Origin of the sequence: Microcoleus sp. D3_18_C2 (assembly GCF_036702395.1) — a bacterium.
In the GTDB taxonomy this organism is placed as follows: domain Bacteria; phylum Cyanobacteriota; class Cyanobacteriia; order Cyanobacteriales; family Microcoleaceae; genus Microcoleus.
In genome coordinates, this window is sequence record NZ_JAUBTG010000005.1 from 140037 (window position 1) to 158282 (window position 18246).

At 44.9% G+C, this 18246-nt stretch carries 15 protein-coding genes; 8 read left to right on the forward strand and 7 right to left on the reverse strand.

The window, feature by feature from the left end; all coding sequences use genetic code 11:
• Positions 1-54: 54 nt before the first annotated feature.
• From QUA88_RS05650 to QUA88_RS05660, 3 genes are all read right to left on the reverse strand, one after another.
• Positions 55-3897: a PAS domain S-box protein gene (locus tag QUA88_RS05650; RefSeq protein ID WP_333270713.1), complete on the reverse strand. Its 3843-nt coding sequence runs from the start codon at positions 3895-3897 to the stop codon at positions 55-57.
• 481 nt (positions 3898-4378) lie between these two features.
• On the reverse strand, positions 4379-5770 hold the full coding sequence (locus QUA88_RS05655; RefSeq protein WP_333051927.1) for a malic enzyme-like NAD(P)-binding protein: 1392 nt from the start codon (positions 5768-5770) through the stop codon (positions 4379-4381).
• A 1005-nt stretch (positions 5771-6775) separates the two neighbouring features.
• Complete coding sequence (locus QUA88_RS05660; protein WP_333051930.1) at positions 6776-7171, reverse strand: hypothetical protein; 396 nt, start codon at positions 7169-7171, stop codon at positions 6776-6778.
• Between the two features lie 349 nt (positions 7172-7520).
• Between QUA88_RS05660 and argS the strand changes: the two genes are divergently transcribed.
• The gene (argS, locus tag QUA88_RS05665) at positions 7521-9278 is read left to right on the forward strand and encodes an arginine--tRNA ligase (protein ID WP_333270715.1); all 1758 of its coding nucleotides are present in this window, start codon (positions 7521-7523) and stop codon (positions 9276-9278) included.
• Between the two features lie 358 nt (positions 9279-9636).
• Entirely contained in the window at positions 9637-10884 is a 1248-nt protein-coding gene (locus tag QUA88_RS05670; protein ID WP_333051935.1) for an L-lactate MFS transporter, read from the forward strand.
• A 39-nt stretch (positions 10885-10923) separates the two neighbouring features.
• Here the strand turns inward: QUA88_RS05670 and QUA88_RS05675 are convergent, their stop codons facing one another.
• From QUA88_RS05675 to QUA88_RS05685, 3 genes are all read right to left on the reverse strand, one after another.
• The gene (locus QUA88_RS05675; protein WP_333270718.1) at positions 10924-11805 is read right to left on the reverse strand and encodes a YheC/YheD family protein; all 882 of its coding nucleotides are present in this window, start codon (positions 11803-11805) and stop codon (positions 10924-10926) included.
• An 87-nt stretch (positions 11806-11892) separates the two neighbouring features.
• Positions 11893-12582, reverse strand: coding sequence for an ImmA/IrrE family metallo-endopeptidase (locus QUA88_RS05680; protein WP_333051939.1), 690 nt, complete (start codon positions 12580-12582; stop codon positions 11893-11895).
• A 15-nt stretch (positions 12583-12597) separates the two neighbouring features.
• Positions 12598-12921, reverse strand: coding sequence for a helix-turn-helix domain-containing protein (locus QUA88_RS05685; RefSeq protein ID WP_006634885.1), 324 nt, complete (start codon positions 12919-12921; stop codon positions 12598-12600).
• A gap of 254 nt (positions 12922-13175) precedes the next feature.
• Here QUA88_RS05685 and QUA88_RS05690 point away from each other — a divergent pair, with 254 nt between their 5' ends.
• The 6 genes from QUA88_RS05690 (at position 13176) to QUA88_RS05715 (ending at position 17630) form a co-directional block, all read left to right on the forward strand.
• Complete coding sequence (locus tag QUA88_RS05690) at positions 13176-13442, forward strand: hypothetical protein (protein WP_006634886.1); 267 nt, start codon at positions 13176-13178, stop codon at positions 13440-13442.
• A gap of 92 nt (positions 13443-13534) precedes the next feature.
• Positions 13535-14239, forward strand: coding sequence for a hypothetical protein (locus QUA88_RS05695; RefSeq protein ID WP_333207726.1), 705 nt, complete (start codon positions 13535-13537; stop codon positions 14237-14239).
• A 59-nt stretch (positions 14240-14298) separates the two neighbouring features.
• On the forward strand, positions 14299-14667 hold the full coding sequence (locus tag QUA88_RS05700; protein WP_333207727.1) for a hypothetical protein: 369 nt from the start codon (positions 14299-14301) through the stop codon (positions 14665-14667).
• A 56-nt stretch (positions 14668-14723) separates the two neighbouring features.
• Positions 14724-15701, forward strand: coding sequence for a hypothetical protein (locus tag QUA88_RS05705; RefSeq protein ID WP_333270722.1), 978 nt, complete (start codon positions 14724-14726; stop codon positions 15699-15701).
• A gap of 100 nt (positions 15702-15801) precedes the next feature.
• Entirely contained in the window at positions 15802-16896 is a 1095-nt protein-coding gene (locus QUA88_RS05710) for a hypothetical protein (protein WP_333270723.1), read from the forward strand.
• 452 nt (positions 16897-17348) lie between these two features.
• Positions 17349-17630 carry a YiaA/YiaB family inner membrane protein gene (locus QUA88_RS05715; protein WP_333051951.1) on the forward strand — a complete coding sequence of 94 codons (282 nt, stop codon included), beginning with the start codon at positions 17349-17351 and terminating at the stop codon, positions 17628-17630.
• Between the two features lie 94 nt (positions 17631-17724).
• On the opposite strand, the gene QUA88_RS05720 is transcribed toward QUA88_RS05715, so the two are convergent.
• A complete protein-coding gene (locus tag QUA88_RS05720) occupies positions 17725-18195 on the reverse strand; it encodes a ferredoxin (protein WP_333051953.1) in 471 nt (156 codons plus the stop codon).
• Positions 18196-18246: the final 51 nt, after the last annotated feature.

An 18246-nucleotide genomic window follows, 5' to 3' on the forward strand; every position in this document is an offset into this window, starting at 1 on the left:
GGGTGGCAAAATATCTCGGAAGAAACCCGGTTTCTGGGAATTTTGCATTGGGTTTTAATTTATTTTTTGCTGCAGAGGAATCTCGATCGCAAATTCGGAACCTTCTCCCACTACAGAATTGCAAGAAAGCTTGCCGCCGTGTTTTTCTACTATAATAGAGTGCGAAATAGCCAATCCTAAGCCAGTTCCTTTGCCAATGGGTTTAGTAGTGAAAAACGGGTCAAACAAGCGCTTTTGCACATCTTCGCTCATCCCAGGGCCGCTGTCAGCTATCCAGATGGCAACGCTGTTATTGTCGGTTACTTGGGTGCGAATCGTAATTGCGAGATTTTTGTCGGTGCGATCGGATTTCTTCATCTCCATTTCCAATGCGTCTAGCGCATTGCTCAACAAATTCATAAATACTTGATTTAACTGACCGGGATAACATTCAACTAAAGGCAAATTACCGTATTCTTTAATCACATTAATTGTCGGGTAATCGGCTTTATGTTTCAGGCGGTTTTGCAAAATCAGCAGTGTGCTTTCAATGCCTTCGTGAATGTCAACTTGTTTCTTTTCGGCTTCGTCAAGTCTTGAAAAAGTTCGCAGGCTCAAAACTATGTCGCGGATGCGATCGGCTCCGACTTTCATAGATGCTAAAATTTTAGGTAAATCTTCAATGAGATAATCAATTTCTAAGTCATCCCTTGCATCTACAATTCTTGCGCTAGGCTGCGGGTATTCTTTCTGGTAAAGTCGCAGCATTTTTAGCAAGTTTTGAGTATATTCGCTGGTGTAGCTGAGATTGCCATAGATAAAATTAACCGGGTTGTTAATTTCGTGGGCGACACCTGCTACTAACTGTCCCAAACTCGACATTTTTTCACTTTGAATTAATTGAGTTTGGGTGCGTTGGAGTTCGCGCAAAGTTTCTTCTAGCTGTTGAGTTTGAGCTTGAGCTAGTCGGGCAGCTTGGCGGGTTTGGGTGTAAAGTTCAGCGTGGTCGATCGCGATCGCAATTTGAGCGACTACCGCTTGCATCAGTTCGACTTCCGATTCGCTCCAATTTCGCATGGAGATAGCCTGATAGCAGGTAATCACCCCAATATCGCCTGCTGCAGTATGAATTGGCAGCGACAGCACAGAGTTAAAATTTGAAGCCTGGAAAACTTCGCGCAATTCTACATCTTCAAAAGTGCTGACATCATCAATTCGCAGAATTTCTCGCCGCAAAATCTGTCGCACTGCGAGACTAGATTTGTCCTCTACAGGATAAGTGCCAAGCATACTTGGCAAATCTGCATTCTTCGCTTCGTAAGTTACTTCCCAAACCGGAGGATTGGTGTTGGGGCGATACCAAGTGAAGATGCACCAATCTAGGTGCATCAGATTGCGAATTTCTTCAACTGCGGTTGCTACAATTGTGTCTAAATCTAAAGAAGTGCGGATTTGGTTGGCAATTTGATTGAGCAGTAATTCTCGCTGAGCTTGCTGTCTGAGGGCTTGTTCCGATCGCACTAAAGTTTCTTCTGCAAGTTTGCGATCGGTTAAATCTTGGATCACTACTTGGATAATTTTTTCATTTCCCACCTCGATGACTGTCAGCACCACTTCTGCGGGAAAATCAGTACCGTCTAAGCGCTGGTGAACCCAATCAAAACGGTGCTTTCCCCGCTCAAAGGCGATCGCGATCATTTCGTGGGCCAAGCTCAAAGAATCTCTGCCGTTGGGTTGAAAAGGAGGCGAGAGTGTGCCAGGGTTTTGGCCGTACAACTCTTGCGGGGTAGTGCAGCCAAATAGTTTTAGGGTGGCTGTGTTGGCATCGGTGATGGCATTGTCACATAACATAAAAACAGGCAAACTGGTTAATTCGTAGAGCGATCGAAATTTGGCTTCCGACTGCTGCAATGCGGCTTCTGTTTGCTTGCGATCGGTAATGTCGGCAACCATTGCCAAAGCGCCCATATAGCGTCCCTGTTTATCTACCAAGGAATTAGTAGAAACCATCGCCCACAAGTCCCTGCCGTCTCGGCTACGGAACTTAAAATCGAGCTGTTCGCGAATTCCTTCACGGCGGCGTTCGAGGCTGATTTGTGCGATCGCGATGCCTTCTGCATCCATGAAAGCAAATAGCGACTTTCCGATCATTTCCTCTGGAGTGCAGCCGAGCATATTAGCCATTTTTTGGTTAACAAAAGTAGTTTTACCCTCCGTATCTATCATCCAAATTCCTTCGTCTGCTGTCTCGACAATGCACCTGTATTTTTCCTCGCTTTCTCTGAGCGCTTCTTCTGCTAACTGGCGAGCCGTAATATTTTGAGTCATTAGCAATCCGCCGATAATTTCTTGCCGTTCGTTTCTGACTGGCAAAGTATAACCGACGTAGACGCGATCGCTGTAAATAAATTCTGTAACAACTGTTTCTCCTGCCAGTGCCGCCCGATAATTTGGCTCGACAGCAGCGCAAAAATCTGGCTCGAATACTTCCCAGATTGTCTTGCCTTCCATCAATTCTTTTGCAAGTCCCACGGCGGCTAATTCTGTACCTTCTACCAGCGTGTAGCGCATTTCTGGATCGAACAACATCACCGCACCATTAGGAATGTTGCTTGCCATAGTGCGGTAAAGCTGTTCGCTTTTTTGCAGCGCAGCTTCTGCTTGTTTGCGATCGCTAATGTCAACTACAACTGCACCGATGCCGATCGCCTCGCCATCTTTGTCTAGCAAGGGAAAATAAGAGCCTGTTAGGTGTCGGACAAACCCAGGCTTTCTGGGGTTGTCACCACTCATCTCTATGTTAATTAATGGTTGTTTTGTCCTCAAAATTTTTTCGTACAAAGGCTCTATTATGGGAGCGATATTTGGCAATATTTCGCGTACAGTCTTGCCGATGTGAGCTGCTGGACTCAGGCAATTTATTTCTGCTAAAAATTGATTAATTTGCACGTAGCGCAACTGCGAGTCCAAAATACAAAGTCCCGCCGGAGCCTCCTTTAAAAACGCATCAAATAGTCCTTGTCTTTGTGCTAATTCTTGTTCTAAAGCTTTGCAAACGCTGAGATCGGTTAAAGATCCCATCATCCCCACAACTTCTCCCATTTTGTCTTTCAATAGCGAGAGCATCAGGTGCGAGTAAAATTTTTCTCCAGATTTACGGCGTGTTATAACTTCTATTTCATGCTCGCCTTTTTCTTGTAGCGGTTTGATGACTTGCTGTAACAAAAATTCGTGTTCTTCTGGCGGGTAAATTAGAGAAATGTGCTGTCCGATAGCCTCAGTTGCTTCATAGCCGTATAACTTTTGGCAGGCTTGATTCCACATGGTGATCGAGCCGTCCATATCTGTAGAAATTACCGCCTCGTGAATTTGGTCGATAATTTGACTTTGGAGACGCAATTTTTCTTGAGTTTGCTCCAGTTCGGCGATTTTTTCTTCGAGTAGTTTCTGAGTTTTTTCCAGTTCGGCAGTCTGCTTTGTCAGCAATTTTTCTAGATGTGAATTGCTGTGCGGGGGCGCTGATTCCAGCGGAGCGCTATTTTGATCCCGATTATTAAAGATTTCTTCAACACTTAGCCAAATCGCGCACTCTCCCCCTGTTTCAATTGCCCGCTCAGAAACTCGCACGGGTACGAGATGCTGGTTTTTATGTTTGTATGCTGCTTCGCACAGGTGCGTGTGGCTATTTTTTGCTTGACATTCTAGATATTTTTCTGGGCGCGCGCACTGTGTTTGCTGAATTTCCCAATAGTTGAGGTGGAGAGTTTCTGCAACTGTGCGGCCGATAATACTTGCAAAAGCTGGATTTACGTCGAGAAAAGTCCCGTCCGTCCGGCACAATGCCAGCCCTATCGGGCACAGTTCTAACAATTGGCAACGGGAGCGATTGCGCTTGGCTTTTCCTAACTGGCTTTGCATCTGACCTAGCTGGACTTGGTTTATTTAATTATATCTTTATTATCTTGTTTATTGCTGTGAGTTTTATCCTTAATTAAAAAAGAGGGAAGAAGGAAGTTCGGCAACGATCCCTCTACGGGATTTAACAAATGTAACGGATAGATGCTGAGCTTGGAGGGAAGAAGGAAGAGATTGGAGGTTCGAGGTTCGAGGGAAGTTCGGCAACGATCGCGCGATCGGGATTTAACGGATGGATGTTGAGGAAAAAGACAAGATGGGGAAACAAAAGTGAGTAATAATCACCGGGGAGGAGGAAAGAGGGAATGAGAAGAAACCCGAAAAATCACAAAAGAAGAAGTACAAAACTGGTACAAAGACCATTTATTTATACATGGTATCTTCCCTCCAACCTTCTTCCTTCTTCCCTCTTCCGACGGACATCCATTACATCCGTGACATCCGTGACATCCGTCGAGCGAATCCGTTGCCGAACTTCCTTCAATTAATCGCGGGCAATACCTTCGGATCGAGCGGCCAACTGTACTGCACCGGCGACAGCAATGGCAACTCTTTCGTCAAAAACCGAGGGTATAATGTGCTCTTTGTCAAGCTGAGAAGGACTGACTAAAGAGGCGATCGCATAAGCTGCTTCCAAGTACATAGTGGGCGTAATCGTGGTCGCTTTGCAGTCCAAAGCGCCTCGAAATATCCCCGGAAATGCCAAAACATTGTTAATTTGATTCGGGTAATCGCTGCGTCCGGTTGCTACGATCGCCGCATCTTCCATAATTAATTCTGGCTGAATTTCGGGAATGGGATTTGCCATTGCAAAAACAATGGGATTTTCGGCCATCGAACGCACCATAGATCGGGTGACTACGCCGGGGGCGCTGACGCCTAAAAATACATCGGCACCGGCGATCGCATCTTCCAAAGTACCGCTCGAAGCCACGGCAAATTCTAGTTTTTCTGGGTTCATATCCGTGCGGTCTTCGGAGAGGACGCCTTTGGAGTCGCACATGATGATGTTTTGGGCACCTGCTTTACGCAACAACCGGGCGATCGCGACTCCGGCCGCACCGGCTCCGTTTATCACGATACACACTTCTGAGATGGTTTTTTTGACGATTTTCAAGGCATTAATTAATGCTGCCAAACTAACAATCGCAGTGCCGTGCTGGTCGTCGTGAAAAATCGGAATATCTAAGGTTTCCCGCAATCTTGCTTCGATTTCAAAGCAGCGGGGAGAAGAAATATCTTCGAGATTAACGCCGCCAAAAACCGGGGCGATATTCTGCACTGTGCGAATAATTTCCTCAGTATCTTGGGTATTCAAACAGATAGGAAAGGCGTCAATACCTGCAAATTCTTTAAATAGCATGGCTTTGCCTTCCATAACTGGCAGTGCGGCGGCAGGGCCGAGGTTTCCCAGTCCCAAAACTGCGCTACCGTCGGTAACAATGGCAACAGTATTTTGTTTGATTGTGAGGTTATAAACTTGTTGCGGGTCATTGGCGATCGCCGTGCAGATGCGGCCCACTCCTGGAGTGTATGCCATAGCTAAATCCGACTGGCGTTTGAGGGAAATTTTGCTAACTACGCTGATTTTTCCGCCGCGGTGCAAGTTGAAAGTGCGATCGTACACGTCGATCACTCTGATATCTGGCAGTGCTTTCACTGCTTGCACTATTTCTTCGTTATGCTCGAGGCTGTAAGCATCGACGGTGATATCGCGAACGGTAGTGGCGCGGGTTTGCTCGATCAAGTCGATTTGGCCGAAGTTGCCGCCGACAGATGCGATCGCGCTGGTGACTCTTGCGAGCATTCCCGGCTGGTTCGGCAGAGCAACCCGAATTGTTAAACTAAAGCTGGGATTGGGTGTCAGTTTTACCATGATGTCTTGATTTCAGATTTGAGAATTTCAATCTTAGATTTTATCGCCAATGTTAGGCATAAAATTTAATAATTCAAATTTTCAACTGAAATTTTTAACAAATTCTATGAGCCTGTGGTGCGATCGCTCTGCACTGCCAGGGGTGTGGCTGGAAAACTAATCTTTTTTTGAGTAAATCTGTGCTCTGTTTCTAGCTTGTTACCAGGAATTTCTTCATGTGGTACCCGCCACGTGATTTATCCGTGGAATCAATCCAAAATCTAAAATCAAAAATCCTTGCGTCCCCCGCATTTATCTCGCGCAAGTCAACCTAAAATCTAAAATCTAAAATCTAAAATTGATTGACTCTCCCACAAATAGCCTATTTTTTGTCAATTTCCCCGCGAACCGCGAATATGAAGCGCGGATGTAAAAACCTGGTTTATGAGGTCAATCGATTTTAGATTTTAGATTTTAGATTTTAGATTAAAGAATTGAAGCATTGACCCCAGGGATAAATTCGGGGACTTCTTTATCGGATACAGGTTTTTTATTTCGGGACGGATGAATCCGGGGGCTTGTATCCGGGATGCTTTCGGTCAACCTGCGGAACTATTATCTATTTTTGAGAATATTTCTGCTTATTCTGAACATCAGCAGATATTTCGCAAAAATCTATTTTCTAGCGATACCGCCTAATTCCTGCTGCTGTCTTTTGAAGCGAGACACCCAGGAGAGTTGATGCGGCTTTTTGGTGGCCTTTATGGGGAATGTAAAAAGTAGATGCACGGCTGTTTGAGCCGGCAGGTAAAAATCTGAGCGACTGACAAGCGGGTCTTTGATATATATTTTGTCTGGTTTAACACTTGCCAAAGATTGCGACTGCAACCTTGCAAACGCTCTAAATTACCTGCACGCTTTGCCCGATAATTCCAGGGAGTGTAACTAACAGACAATCTACCCCGCGCCGACACAGGCACAGCTTGGGCCGAACCCTGTTGAGTAGGTGGTTGCTAACTGTCAATTTTACCGATCGGCTGCAGCATCGGCCCATATAATTGTAAAGAATTTGCAAGCCAGACAATCTGGGGGAACTTTTTCTAAGTCTTGCATATCTACCGGTTGCTCTGCTTCGCTGCCGGGGGGAACTATGCACAGAGCAACTTGTCCGACTCCAGCCATGAGTTCGGCAACTCGCTCCAAAATACTGTCGATTTTTTCCATTAGTTGCTCTGCTGCATCGAGACTTGGCGCGATGATGAAAAAGGTTTTGACTCCATCGGGACAAGGAGCGAAGCCAAGGGTACACTCTCGTAATAGTGCTTGGGTGGAGAGACTGAAACCGTCGTAGAATCGAGCGATTACTGCTTGATAAAAGGCGATTGTCAGAGAGCGATCGCCAAAAATAGGTTGAGGTAACATAACTACTTCCTTTCGTAGGATTTTTGGGAGCATTGAAAAAATTTTAACATACCTTAATGTAAGCGATTTAACAAAATTATCTAGCGATCGAGATCATGGACTTGATGTGACATTTTTTAATTTGTGTAGCGATCGCAACTGTGATAAAATGTACTCTGTGCTATCACGGCCAGTGATTTTGATTGCATCAGCAGCTCAAAGCTAAGTACAAAATTTCCTACTAGGTGGGGAGAGGCCGAGAGGGCCAGAGGGAGAGAACCAGAGGGAAATTACCTAAGTAGTAAGAGTATTATTGGCAAAAAGTGCTTAATCTAGAGTTTAAAATAAACATCCAATCAAAATATTCAAGATGAACTCGATCGCCCAACAGTTAAAAGCAAGATTTGAAAAAGCATTCACCGCTGCATTCGGCGAAAGTTATGCAGGTGCAGATCCGATGCTAGCCGCCGCCAGCAATCCCAACTTTGGCGACTTTCAGTGCAACGCGGCGATGAGTTTGGGGAAAAAGTTAGGAAAGCCCCCGCGGGATCTCGCCTCGACAATCATCGAAAACCTAAATATTACCGACATCTGCGAAACCCCAGAAATCGCCGGGCCCGGTTTTATCAATTTGAAGCTCAAACCCGCTTATTTGGAAGCGCAAATTAGTGAGATCGCCGGCGACTCGCGTTTGGGGATTGAACCGGCGAAAACGCCTCAGACAATTGCGATCGACTTTTCCAGTCCGAATATAGCCAAAGAAATGCACGTCGGACACTTGCGATCGACAATCATCGGAGATGCGATCGCCCGCATCCTCGAATTTCAAGGCCACGACGTAATCAGAATCAACCACATCGGCGACTGGGGCACCCAATTCGGAATGCTGATCGCATACTTGCGCGAAGTTCACCCCGAAGCCCTCACAACCGCTGACGCCCTAGACTTAGGAGATTTAGTCGCATTTTACCGCCAAGCAAAACAGCGCTTTGACACAGACGAAACCTTCAAAGAAACCGCCCGCCAAGAAGTAGTAAAACTGCAAGCAGGCGCCGAAGACACCCGCCGCGCTTGGAAATTGCTGTGCGATCAATCCCGCCGCGAATTCCAAGTAATATACGACTTGCTCGATATCAAATTAACCGAACGCGGCGAATCGTTTTACAATCCTCTATTACCCGGAGTAGTCGAAGATTTAACCAATCTAGGTTTGGTAGTAGAAAGTGACGGCGCGAAATGCGTTTTTGTAGACGGTTTCACCAACAAAGAAGGTGAACCACTGCCGCTAATTGTCCAAAAAACAGACGGCGGCTACAATTACGCCACAACAGATTTAGCAGCAGTTCGCTACCGCATCCAAAAAGACAATGCAAAGCGCTTAATTTACGTCACAGATTCAGGACAAGCAAACCATTTTGCCCAAGTATTTGCAGTAGCGAGAAAAGCCGGTTGGATTCCTGAAGATGTCGAAATTGTCCACATTCCCTTCGGTTTGGTATTGGGAGAAGACGGCAAAAAACTCAAAACTCGTTCTGGGGAAACAGTGCGGTTGCAGGATTTGTTAGATGAGGCGATCGTCCGCACGCGCCAAGATTTAGAAGAGAGATTAAAAGTCGAAGAAAGACAAGAAACTGAGGAATTTATTGCTAACGTATCTCGAACAGTTGGTTTGAGTGCCGTTAAGTATGCCGATTTAAGTCAAAATCGCGCCAGCAACTATATTTTCAGTTACGACAAAATGCTCGCATTGCAAGGAAATACCGCTCCTTATATGCTGTATGCTTATGTGCGCGTGCAGGGAATTCGCCGCAAAGGTGAGATTAATTTTGATAACTTAGATGCTGGTGCGAAAGTGATTTTACAATCAGATGCCGAGTTGGTATTGGCAAAGCATTTATTGCAGTTGAATGAAGTTGTGAATGCTGTGGGAGGCGATTTGTTGCCGAATCGAATTTGTCAGTATTTGTTTGAATTGAGCCAAAAGTTTAATCAATTTTTTGAACAGTGTCCGGTTTTGAAAGCTGAGGAACCGTTGCGGACTTCGCGGTTGATTTTGTGCGATTTGACTGCAAGAACTTTGAAGTTGGGTTTGGAGTTGTTGGGGATTAAGGTATTGGAAAGAATGTAAGCGGTAAGGGGTGCGGGGCGCGCACCCTACATTATTTAGTTGCGGTGCTCCGTGCGCTACATTATTTAGTTGCGGTGCGCCGAAGCGCACCCTACATATTTAATTCGCTAGCCCATTTCTCCAATTAAGTTTAGCGCATTATTTCCAACTTTCTAAGATGTCTTGAAACATCTTTTTAGCCATCGGGTGATCGTTGCGATATCTCACAAAAATTTCCAAGTTGCGCGCAGATTTTAGTTAAGTTTAATATTTTTTAAACACAACTATTGCATCGGTAACAAACTTATAGTAAATTTACAATTTATCGGGGAATGCACAGCCATTACCTATTAAGGCATCCTCGATAAAAATTAAAAACATGAACGAAACAAAAGTTTTCGGAATGCCAGCAGAAAAAGGCCGCTGGTTGTTCGTTCCGCTGGGAATCACGGTCTTGCTTTGTCTGGGTACAGTTTATTCTTGGAGTATCTTTAGAAAGCCGCTAGAAAAGCAGCTCGATATCGGTGCAACGGATAGTTTATTGCCGTTTACCGTATTGTTAGTAGTTTTTGCCGTACTGATGCCAATTACCGGCTTTTTTATCGATCGCTACGGTTCTCGCACCGTGACCGCAGTCGGCGGCGTCGTGACGGGAATCGGCTATATTTTATCGGCATTTGCACCTAATATTACTGTCCTGGTACTCACCTATGGAGTTATCGCCGGTGCCGGGGTGGGAATTGCTTACGGCGTACCGCTAGCAGTAGCAGCCAAGTGGTTTCCCGATAAAAAAGGATTGGCAGTTGGGCTAACAGTAATTGGGTTTGGTTTGTCGCCTTTAATTACCGCACCGATTGCCAAATATTTAATCGATACCTATCAAATAGCGCAAACATTTCTGATTTTAGGCATCGCTTTTACCGTCATTATTTTGGCAATTTCGACCGTTTTGAAAATGCCGCCAACTGGATGGACGCCTGCGGGATTTGCGGCCGCCCGATCGCGAACAGCGGTAAATAGCCAGAGCGCACCGATGATGAAATCTCCCGCATTTTACGGGCTGTGGGTGTGCTACACCATTGGCACGCTGGTGGGATTGGGCGCGATCGGAATTTCTTCTTCCGTGGCGCAGGAAATTATTAAATTAGACGCGGGAACGGCTGCGGCAACGGTTTCTCTGTTTGCCATATTTAACGGTATGGGGCGTCCGATGTTTGGTTGGATAACCGATCGATTTAAGCCAAAATATGCCGCGATAGCCAACTACATTCTCATCTTAATCGCATCGATTATGATGACTCAGGCAGGCGTTGGACAAGTCGCAACTTATATCATTGCGTTTTGTTTGTTCTGGCTGTCGTTAGGAGGATGGCTGGCGATCGCGCCCACGGCAACTTTAACTTTATTCGACCCCACAGACTACGCGAAAAACTACGGCATTGTGTATACAGCCTACGGAGTTGGAGCGTTTTTCGGTACAATTGCTGCGGGGAAAATTCGCGATACTTTTGGCAGCTATACCAACGCTTTTTACATTACGGCAATTCTTGCGGTTGTTGGCATCATCACCGCCGTGTTTGCGCTGAAGGGAGGGGTTAAAATTGCAGCCGAAGCCGATGTTTCTTAATCGGGACTTGCACACCCCCGATCGCAGAAACCGGGTTTTTTAGGAAAATATGGGATTTGAGCCGTGAATATCGGTGAACAACCCAGTTTCTCGGCTTTTCCAATTTTCTAAGATATCTTTAAACATCTTTACAGCAATTTGGCGATCGTTATCTCTCACAAATATATCGTAATTGGGCCTTGAGTTAATTTCAATCAACCAATATGCTCCTTTTGTATCTAGCGCGATGTCAAACCCAGCATAATTAATCGCAATTTCTGCAAAAACAGGTTTAACAAAATCTTCAATCTCAGAAATGAGATTGGGGTTAATTATATGTTTAGCTTTTGCACCTTCCCAGTGCAGCGGGCTTAAATTGCCCGCAAATTTAGCCTGAGATTTGTCTTTCTCGTACAGCAAAACTAGCTTTTCTTTGCAGAATACAGCCCGATATTCGTGGGCAATTTCGATATATTCTTGAGCTATGGCCACGTGGTCATAATCTTTGCTGTTGACATTAAATATAATCTCTAGGGCTGCTTTAATTTGCTCTGTAGTTTCACACAAAAAAACATTGTTGCCACCAGCACCGCGATTTCTTTTGAGAATCACCGGGAAAGCGATTTTTTTGTTTACTTCTAAAACAATTGATTCAATATCTGGGAAGCTCAAATACTTTTTATACTTCTCCTCGCAGTGAGGCGAGACAAAACCGAGAGTTCTGGGAGTATTTATTTTGCCGTTTAATAGTTGATAAGTATATTCTTTATCTTTAAAAATCTCTGCTACTGACGCGCTGTTAAATGGCGTCATGTAATTGACAAAATAATATTCTTCGCTGCCCTGTTTGAGTCTAATTAAGTTTTGGGAAGGATGCAGGATTTCGTAAGGGATATTTAATTCCTCACAAGCTGCCAGCAGGATTTCAATATTGGTTAGCATAAAATGTAACTTAATTAGAAATTAATTCTAAAGATTTGAGATTTGAGAATCGCTTCCAAATCTCAAACCTCAAATTATATCGCACTTCTATCCAAACAACCGCTGCTGTCCGTTTGCCGCATCTTTCCCGGCATAAATCTCGCGAGTTCCCTTGGGAATGTAAATCCAATCGAATTCTTGCAAGCGGTTTGTCAAATTGGAAATGCTCACTCCCAATTCATCTCTCATTTTGTATAAATGCGACCACTTTGTTAAATCGCGTCCCTGTCTTTTTTCCTCCAAAATACACCGAGGCATCAACAAACAGCTTGCAAAATATTGCGCTTGCCATTCGATCGACAAAACCTTATTATCAGCACTCGCACCCCGACAAACAAACGGTTCCTCGAAATCAGACGCCGTTTTTCCTTCATTGCCTAAGTTTAATTCCAACTGTTCCACAGTGCCGTCTGCTTCGTCTTGATTGACGTGTAGCACCCAGTGGCCGATTTCGTGGGCGATCGTCGATTCGATGAAGCCCGGCGGTTTTTCGAGAATCTGTTCGTTGATTTCGATTAACCGCTGCTGCGGCAAAATCCTCGCCGCGATCGCACCTTCTTCATCCGGCTCAATGCACTCCCAAACTACGCCCAAATCCAGAAAATCAGCAACCGTTGTCGCATCAAAAGGCCATCTCGGAGCAAAATTTTGCGTTTTCTGCATCTGCATTAAGATGTCATTTGCCAAACGCTCGATCGTTTCTTTGGGATAGAAGCAATACGGCTTAAAAATACTCACTATGAGGGGCCTCTCTTACGCTTCAAAAGACTGTTTGAGCCAATCGGGATTTTCTTGCATCCGGCGGAAAAGAGCCTGCATTTCCTTCGGATTCTGCTTCAGCAGCGCTTCGTACTGCTGCGGCAGCCTCCCCGCCAAGAAAATCAATTCCTCTTCGTTTATGTCTAGATTCCGCGCTAATGCTCGGATTACCTCCTCTTTTGGCGCATAATCCGCTCGATCGTTCTCCAACTTCGACAAATAAGTAAAGTCCACACTTAGCATAGCTGCTAGCTCACGTTGTGAGTAAGCTTTGTCCTTGCGAGCTTGACGGATCAGTCTTCCAAATGTTTGTTCCACGGTTTTTTGCCTCCTGACAAGCATTCTAGCCTGTTTTGATGAAAAGTTCAACAAAATACTTGACGGGAAAATCAACCCGCGCTACCATGAGGTTAGTTGACGGTTTAATCAACCAATTAACCCGGACTGGTAGGGTTAAGGGTGCAAATTAGCCTAGCTCACACGCTACATATAGCGTCGTCAACTTCAGAGGAGTGAGAAGCGCTGGGCGTCAAAACGCTTGTACGCAGCAAATAAGGAGGAGCAGATCGCAAATGCTGAGAACCTGGACAGACACGCATTACAAGCTCGAAGACGATGACTGGCTATACATCGCCACCCACGAAGAACAAAGCTCAGCCTCACTGGTTTGTCCCGGCTACGCGCGGGATGGCGAAGGCTTCAGCATCCACTTCACCCCAGCGCACTTAGAAACGTTAGAGCATTTGCTCGCCGCGCTGCGGATTATTAAAGCTCAACAAGAGGCGATGCTTGAGTATACCTATCCAGAACCAAAAGCGACAACACATCTGATTAGGTAATCGAAGTTCGGCCACCAGCAATGTACGAGATTTAACTGATTACCAATTACCAATTCCCGGTAAAGCAATAAAGAACTAAGGAAAAACGAACAATGACTACTAAAACACAAGAAAGACCTACATTTTCAGTATTTGGTGCCAAACCGAGCAATGCTTTGCTAGTACCAGAAATCCCGATCGCAGTACGTAACAATTGCCAAAGTGGCCAGTGGGCGATCGGCGATACAGACTACGGTTCCAAGTGTTCCATGACAATCCTCAAATTCTCCAAATTCTTCGGCAGTTTAGGTCAAACTTCGCACACATTGTGGGGTCAACTGTGGTTTGTCGCAGAAAGTGGCGAATTGCCGCAAGGAGTAGTCATGGTGACATACATCAAAAACCGCAGCTTGAACGATTTTAACCGCTTAGTAGCATCAGTTCAATCTCGCGGCGTAGAACCAGCAACCGGGATTTTTGTTCCCGAATTTGTCAAGCACTCCGGTCAGAAACCAGACGACAGCGGAGTAGTAAAACCGATAAACTACTACAGCTTGAAATGGTCTTGGAACGAGCGGAAAGATTGGGCCGTTATCGACCAAGCCGCAGCAGTTTTGTCCGATTCTAGCAATCAATCGCGGATGATTGACTTAGAAGGAACAAGGGCTATGGTGTGTTTAGATAACCTGCCGGCGCAGCAAGTTGCCTGCTTGATGGCCGCTCACGCTGGCGGTGAAAGCGATGCTATGGCTTTGAATTCCAACGGCGGTATTTCGCTACCGCCAGCCGAAGAGCAATTAACGGCTGACTTGTTCTAATTTTGTTGTAAAGGCGCGATTAAATCGCGCCTTTACCATAACTGTTACAACAGACTGAAATGAAGAAATTAACCAAGCTAAAAACCAAACCAAACCTGCAAGAAAGCCGTTTGAGAGAGAATCTTGAGCTGCTAGACCAAATTCGGACAGACGCAGTTAACGACATTGAAAGTCTCACCCAAGACTTCCAGCACATGACTTTAGTAGCCGAATCAGTCCAGCGGAATTACCGAGCTTTGTTAGCGGAAAATCAATTGCTAAAAGGCGCACTTTTGAGTATAATTGATGAGTGCGCCTGCTGGGAAGGAAATCGGTGCGATCGCTGCTGGAAAATTCTCAGAACTCTAGCCAGCGCCAATCCCGAAGAAAAACCCGACGCAGCCAGAAAATACCAAGCTATTCTCAGCCAACTCCGCAACTTTGAATAACTGAAAACGTTTCACTAAAAAATCTCGAAAAATTAGAATCAGGAGAAGCAAACATTATGACAATAGCAACTGCCAAGGATAGCAAAGCCCAAATTTTGCAAAACTTTCAGCAGATTTTAGCAGACAAAAAAAAGATCGAATCCAAAGTCGAAACCAAAGAACAGTCAGCCGAAAAAGCCAAAAACAAACAACTCCTCGAAGTCGCTTCCACCTACACAATTGACAGCATCGTCAAAGGCTTGGCCGACTTGCAATTAGATTTCGGCAGCATCATCAGCGGACTTTCCGAAAAACTAAAGGCGGAATCTTCCAAATTAGACGAATTAAAACGCGCGATCGAAATCGAAGCCCAACAATTGCAAGAGTTGCAGCAAATCCGAGTTGTAGCAGACGCCCTCCACATTTTAACTCAAGAGCACCGAGAAAAATTGACCCTGCTCGAACAAAACGCTGCTAACCAACGCGAAATTATCGAAAAAGACACGACCCAAAAACGCAAAGTTTGGGAAAAAGAACAGCAAGAATTTGATGCAGCAGTTCAAGAAGAAACTGCACTCCTAACTAAAAAGCGCCAAGAAGAAACAGCCGATTATCAATACGAATTACAGCGCACTCGCAAAATAGAAACCGACGAATACGAAGAAACGAAGCGCAAACTAGAACGGGACTTGCAAGAATCTACTCGCGAAAAAGAGAAAAATTGGGTGGAACGGGAAAAAGTCCTCAGCGACAATCAAGCGGAGTTTGAAGAGAATCAAAGAAAAGCCGCCGGATTTGAGGAAGAACTCAAACAGGCTTATGTCAAAGCCAAAGAAGAAGCAATTCAAGAAGTTTCCCGCGAAGCTAAAGTCAAGGCAGATTTAGTGGATAAAGAATGGGAAAGCACTAAGCAAGGATATGAATTGAAAGTCCAATCTCTACAGCAGACAATTGGGCGACAAACCGAACAAATTGCCGAAATTTCCGCCCAACTGCAAGCCACGATGAAGCAAGCGCAAGATTTGGCAATGAAAGCTTTTGCTACCAAAGCTTAAGGTTTGTAGCTCAATTTTTGATAATAATCGGCGGTTGAAACCGCTCAAGAGTCAAACAAAGTCCGCCGATGCGGACTAACAAAGTTAGGAGATGAAAGCGATGGCGAGAATGAATGACAAAAATACGAAGGCTGAAATATTAGAAGCTTATAAACAGTTGGAACAGGAAAAAAATGCACTTGATTCGCAACTGAAGCAGCTTAATAACGATAAATCTGCCAATATTTCTCAATCAGAAATCGCAGTCAAAGAACTAGCAATAGCGGCAGCAAGAAAAGCAATGGGTTTCACTGAAAGCAAACAAAAAATGCAGGGGACGATCGACAATTTAATCTTACTGCAATTTGGCTTCGGTGCCGCTGTCAGCGAACTGTCGGAAAAACTGACAACAGAAGCGTCTAAACTGGGGGAATTGCGGCGCACTGTGGGCGAGGAAATTCAACAACTGCAAGAGTTGCACAGTTTAGAAGATGTTGCAGAAGATACGCTGGACAATTTAATTCAACAGTACGAAGAAAGCGCGAAAACTTTTGCTGGCGAACTCAGTGAACAGCGCGAAACTGTTGAACAGGAATTGTTGGAACGCCGGCAAGCTTGGGAAAAAGAGCAGGAACTGCAAAAGTTGGCCGTTAAAGAACGCAATGAGAATCATCAAAAAGCTCGCGATCGGGATGAAGAGTTGTATGATTATGATTTGAATCTTCAGCGAAATCTGGACATCGAAGAATACGAACAGCGCCAGAAAAGGCTGTATCAAGAAATCGAAGAGTTTCAGCAAGAACAGGAGAAACAGTGGGCGGAACGCGAAAAATCTATTTCGGAACGGGAAAAACTTTATGCTGAGGTGAAAGCTAAGGTAGAAGCTTTCCCGAAAGAATTGGAAGCTAATATCAAGAACGGGAAAGATAACGGCCGCAATATTGGTAATTACCAAGCTAAAGTTAAGGCGGATTTGTCTGCTAAAGATATCGAAGGGCAAAAGCAAAATTATGAACTGCAAATTCAAGGGATGTTGCAGACAATTCAAAATCAAGATGCGCGCCTTGCTAGCTTGTCGAAACAACTGGATTCTGCTTTGAAACAGGTTCAAGATTTGGCGGTGAAGGCAATTGAAGGTGCATCGAATTTGAGTTCTTTCCAAGCAGTCAGGGAAATTGCGATCGAACAAGCGAAGACTCAGCAGAAAAATAAGTAGATAAGTAAGATAAGTAGAAAAGCTGTTGTGCGTTTAAATGGAATATTCCGGGCGGGCTAGAAGCCCACCCCACAATAGTTTCAATAAACATTTCAAATTAAATGCACAACAGCTTAAGATAAGTCGGCGGTTGAAACCGATCCTAGACAAACTTTCGTCCGCGCAACACGAGACTAGGAGAAGCTTACTACACAGGTCGTCTCCTGTGCGTACTGGGTGCATTACGCTATTTTGAGAAAAAACAAGCTTTCCTTAGTCCTGTTTTAAAACTGTCCACTCGCTGCGAGTCTTCCTTGAGGCTCAAACCCTATCTACAGCGTTTTAATTTTTAGTAAAAAGCCCGATCGCACTGTTCACTTATCGAAACTGTCCCCTGCTCTCCTGACCGCTTCACTCACGCTTTCTATGCTTTAAGTTAATCAACCAAAAGATATATTTGACCTAGAGGCACTATGCAGAAACAAATCCTACGCCAAAAAGATACTAATGCTTGGATACTTCAGTGCTGGGTTTCTTTTATTGTTGCCATTTCCGCAACTACTGTAGGTATCATTTATTTACAGGTAGACCCCTGGCAGAAAGCTTTTATGGGTATGGGTTTAACTTTTTCAATCGGCTCGTCTTTTACTTTAGCAAAAACCATTCGGGATAACAACGAGGCATCAACATTAACTGCCAGAATCGACGAAGCTAGAGTTGAGAAAATTCTCGCTGAGCACCATCCTCTCAAATAAATTTGACTATACAATGTATACAAAAAACAGCCCGCGCGGGCTGTTTTTGTTGTTTGAGCCACAGGTTTCAAGCTGCGGATGTGAATTGGGGATTTCAATGGCTACCTTTGAACTTACGATCGCCCAACTTATTCTTTTGTCGCTGGCGAATACCAGCCTTAACTGTCGCCATATCCACCGGAAAGCCAACGACAGGAATCACCTGATCCTTGCGTTCTTCTTCCAGATTCTTGAGTTCGGTGTAATCAACCCAGTGAATGCAATTCACCGGACAAGTGTCCATCGCCTCAGCAATCAACTCTTCAGAATCCCCGTCTTGTCGAACTACGCGCGATCGACCGTAATCCGGTTCAATATAAAAAGTATTGCGAGCAACATGAGCGCAGTGCTTGCAGCCAATGCAGGTAATCTCATCAACATAGACACCTTTTTGGCGCAACACCCCGCCCAACTCCGGTTCCAAACCAGAGCGATCGGGCGCATCCCGCAAAAAACCCCCCAACTCCGGCTCTAAACCAGAGCGATCGATTGCTGTATCTATTCCGAGTCCAGAAAGCTCAGACATTTAGACCCCCACAATAGTAAATAAGTCCGCGCAGGCGGACTTTGATGAAAC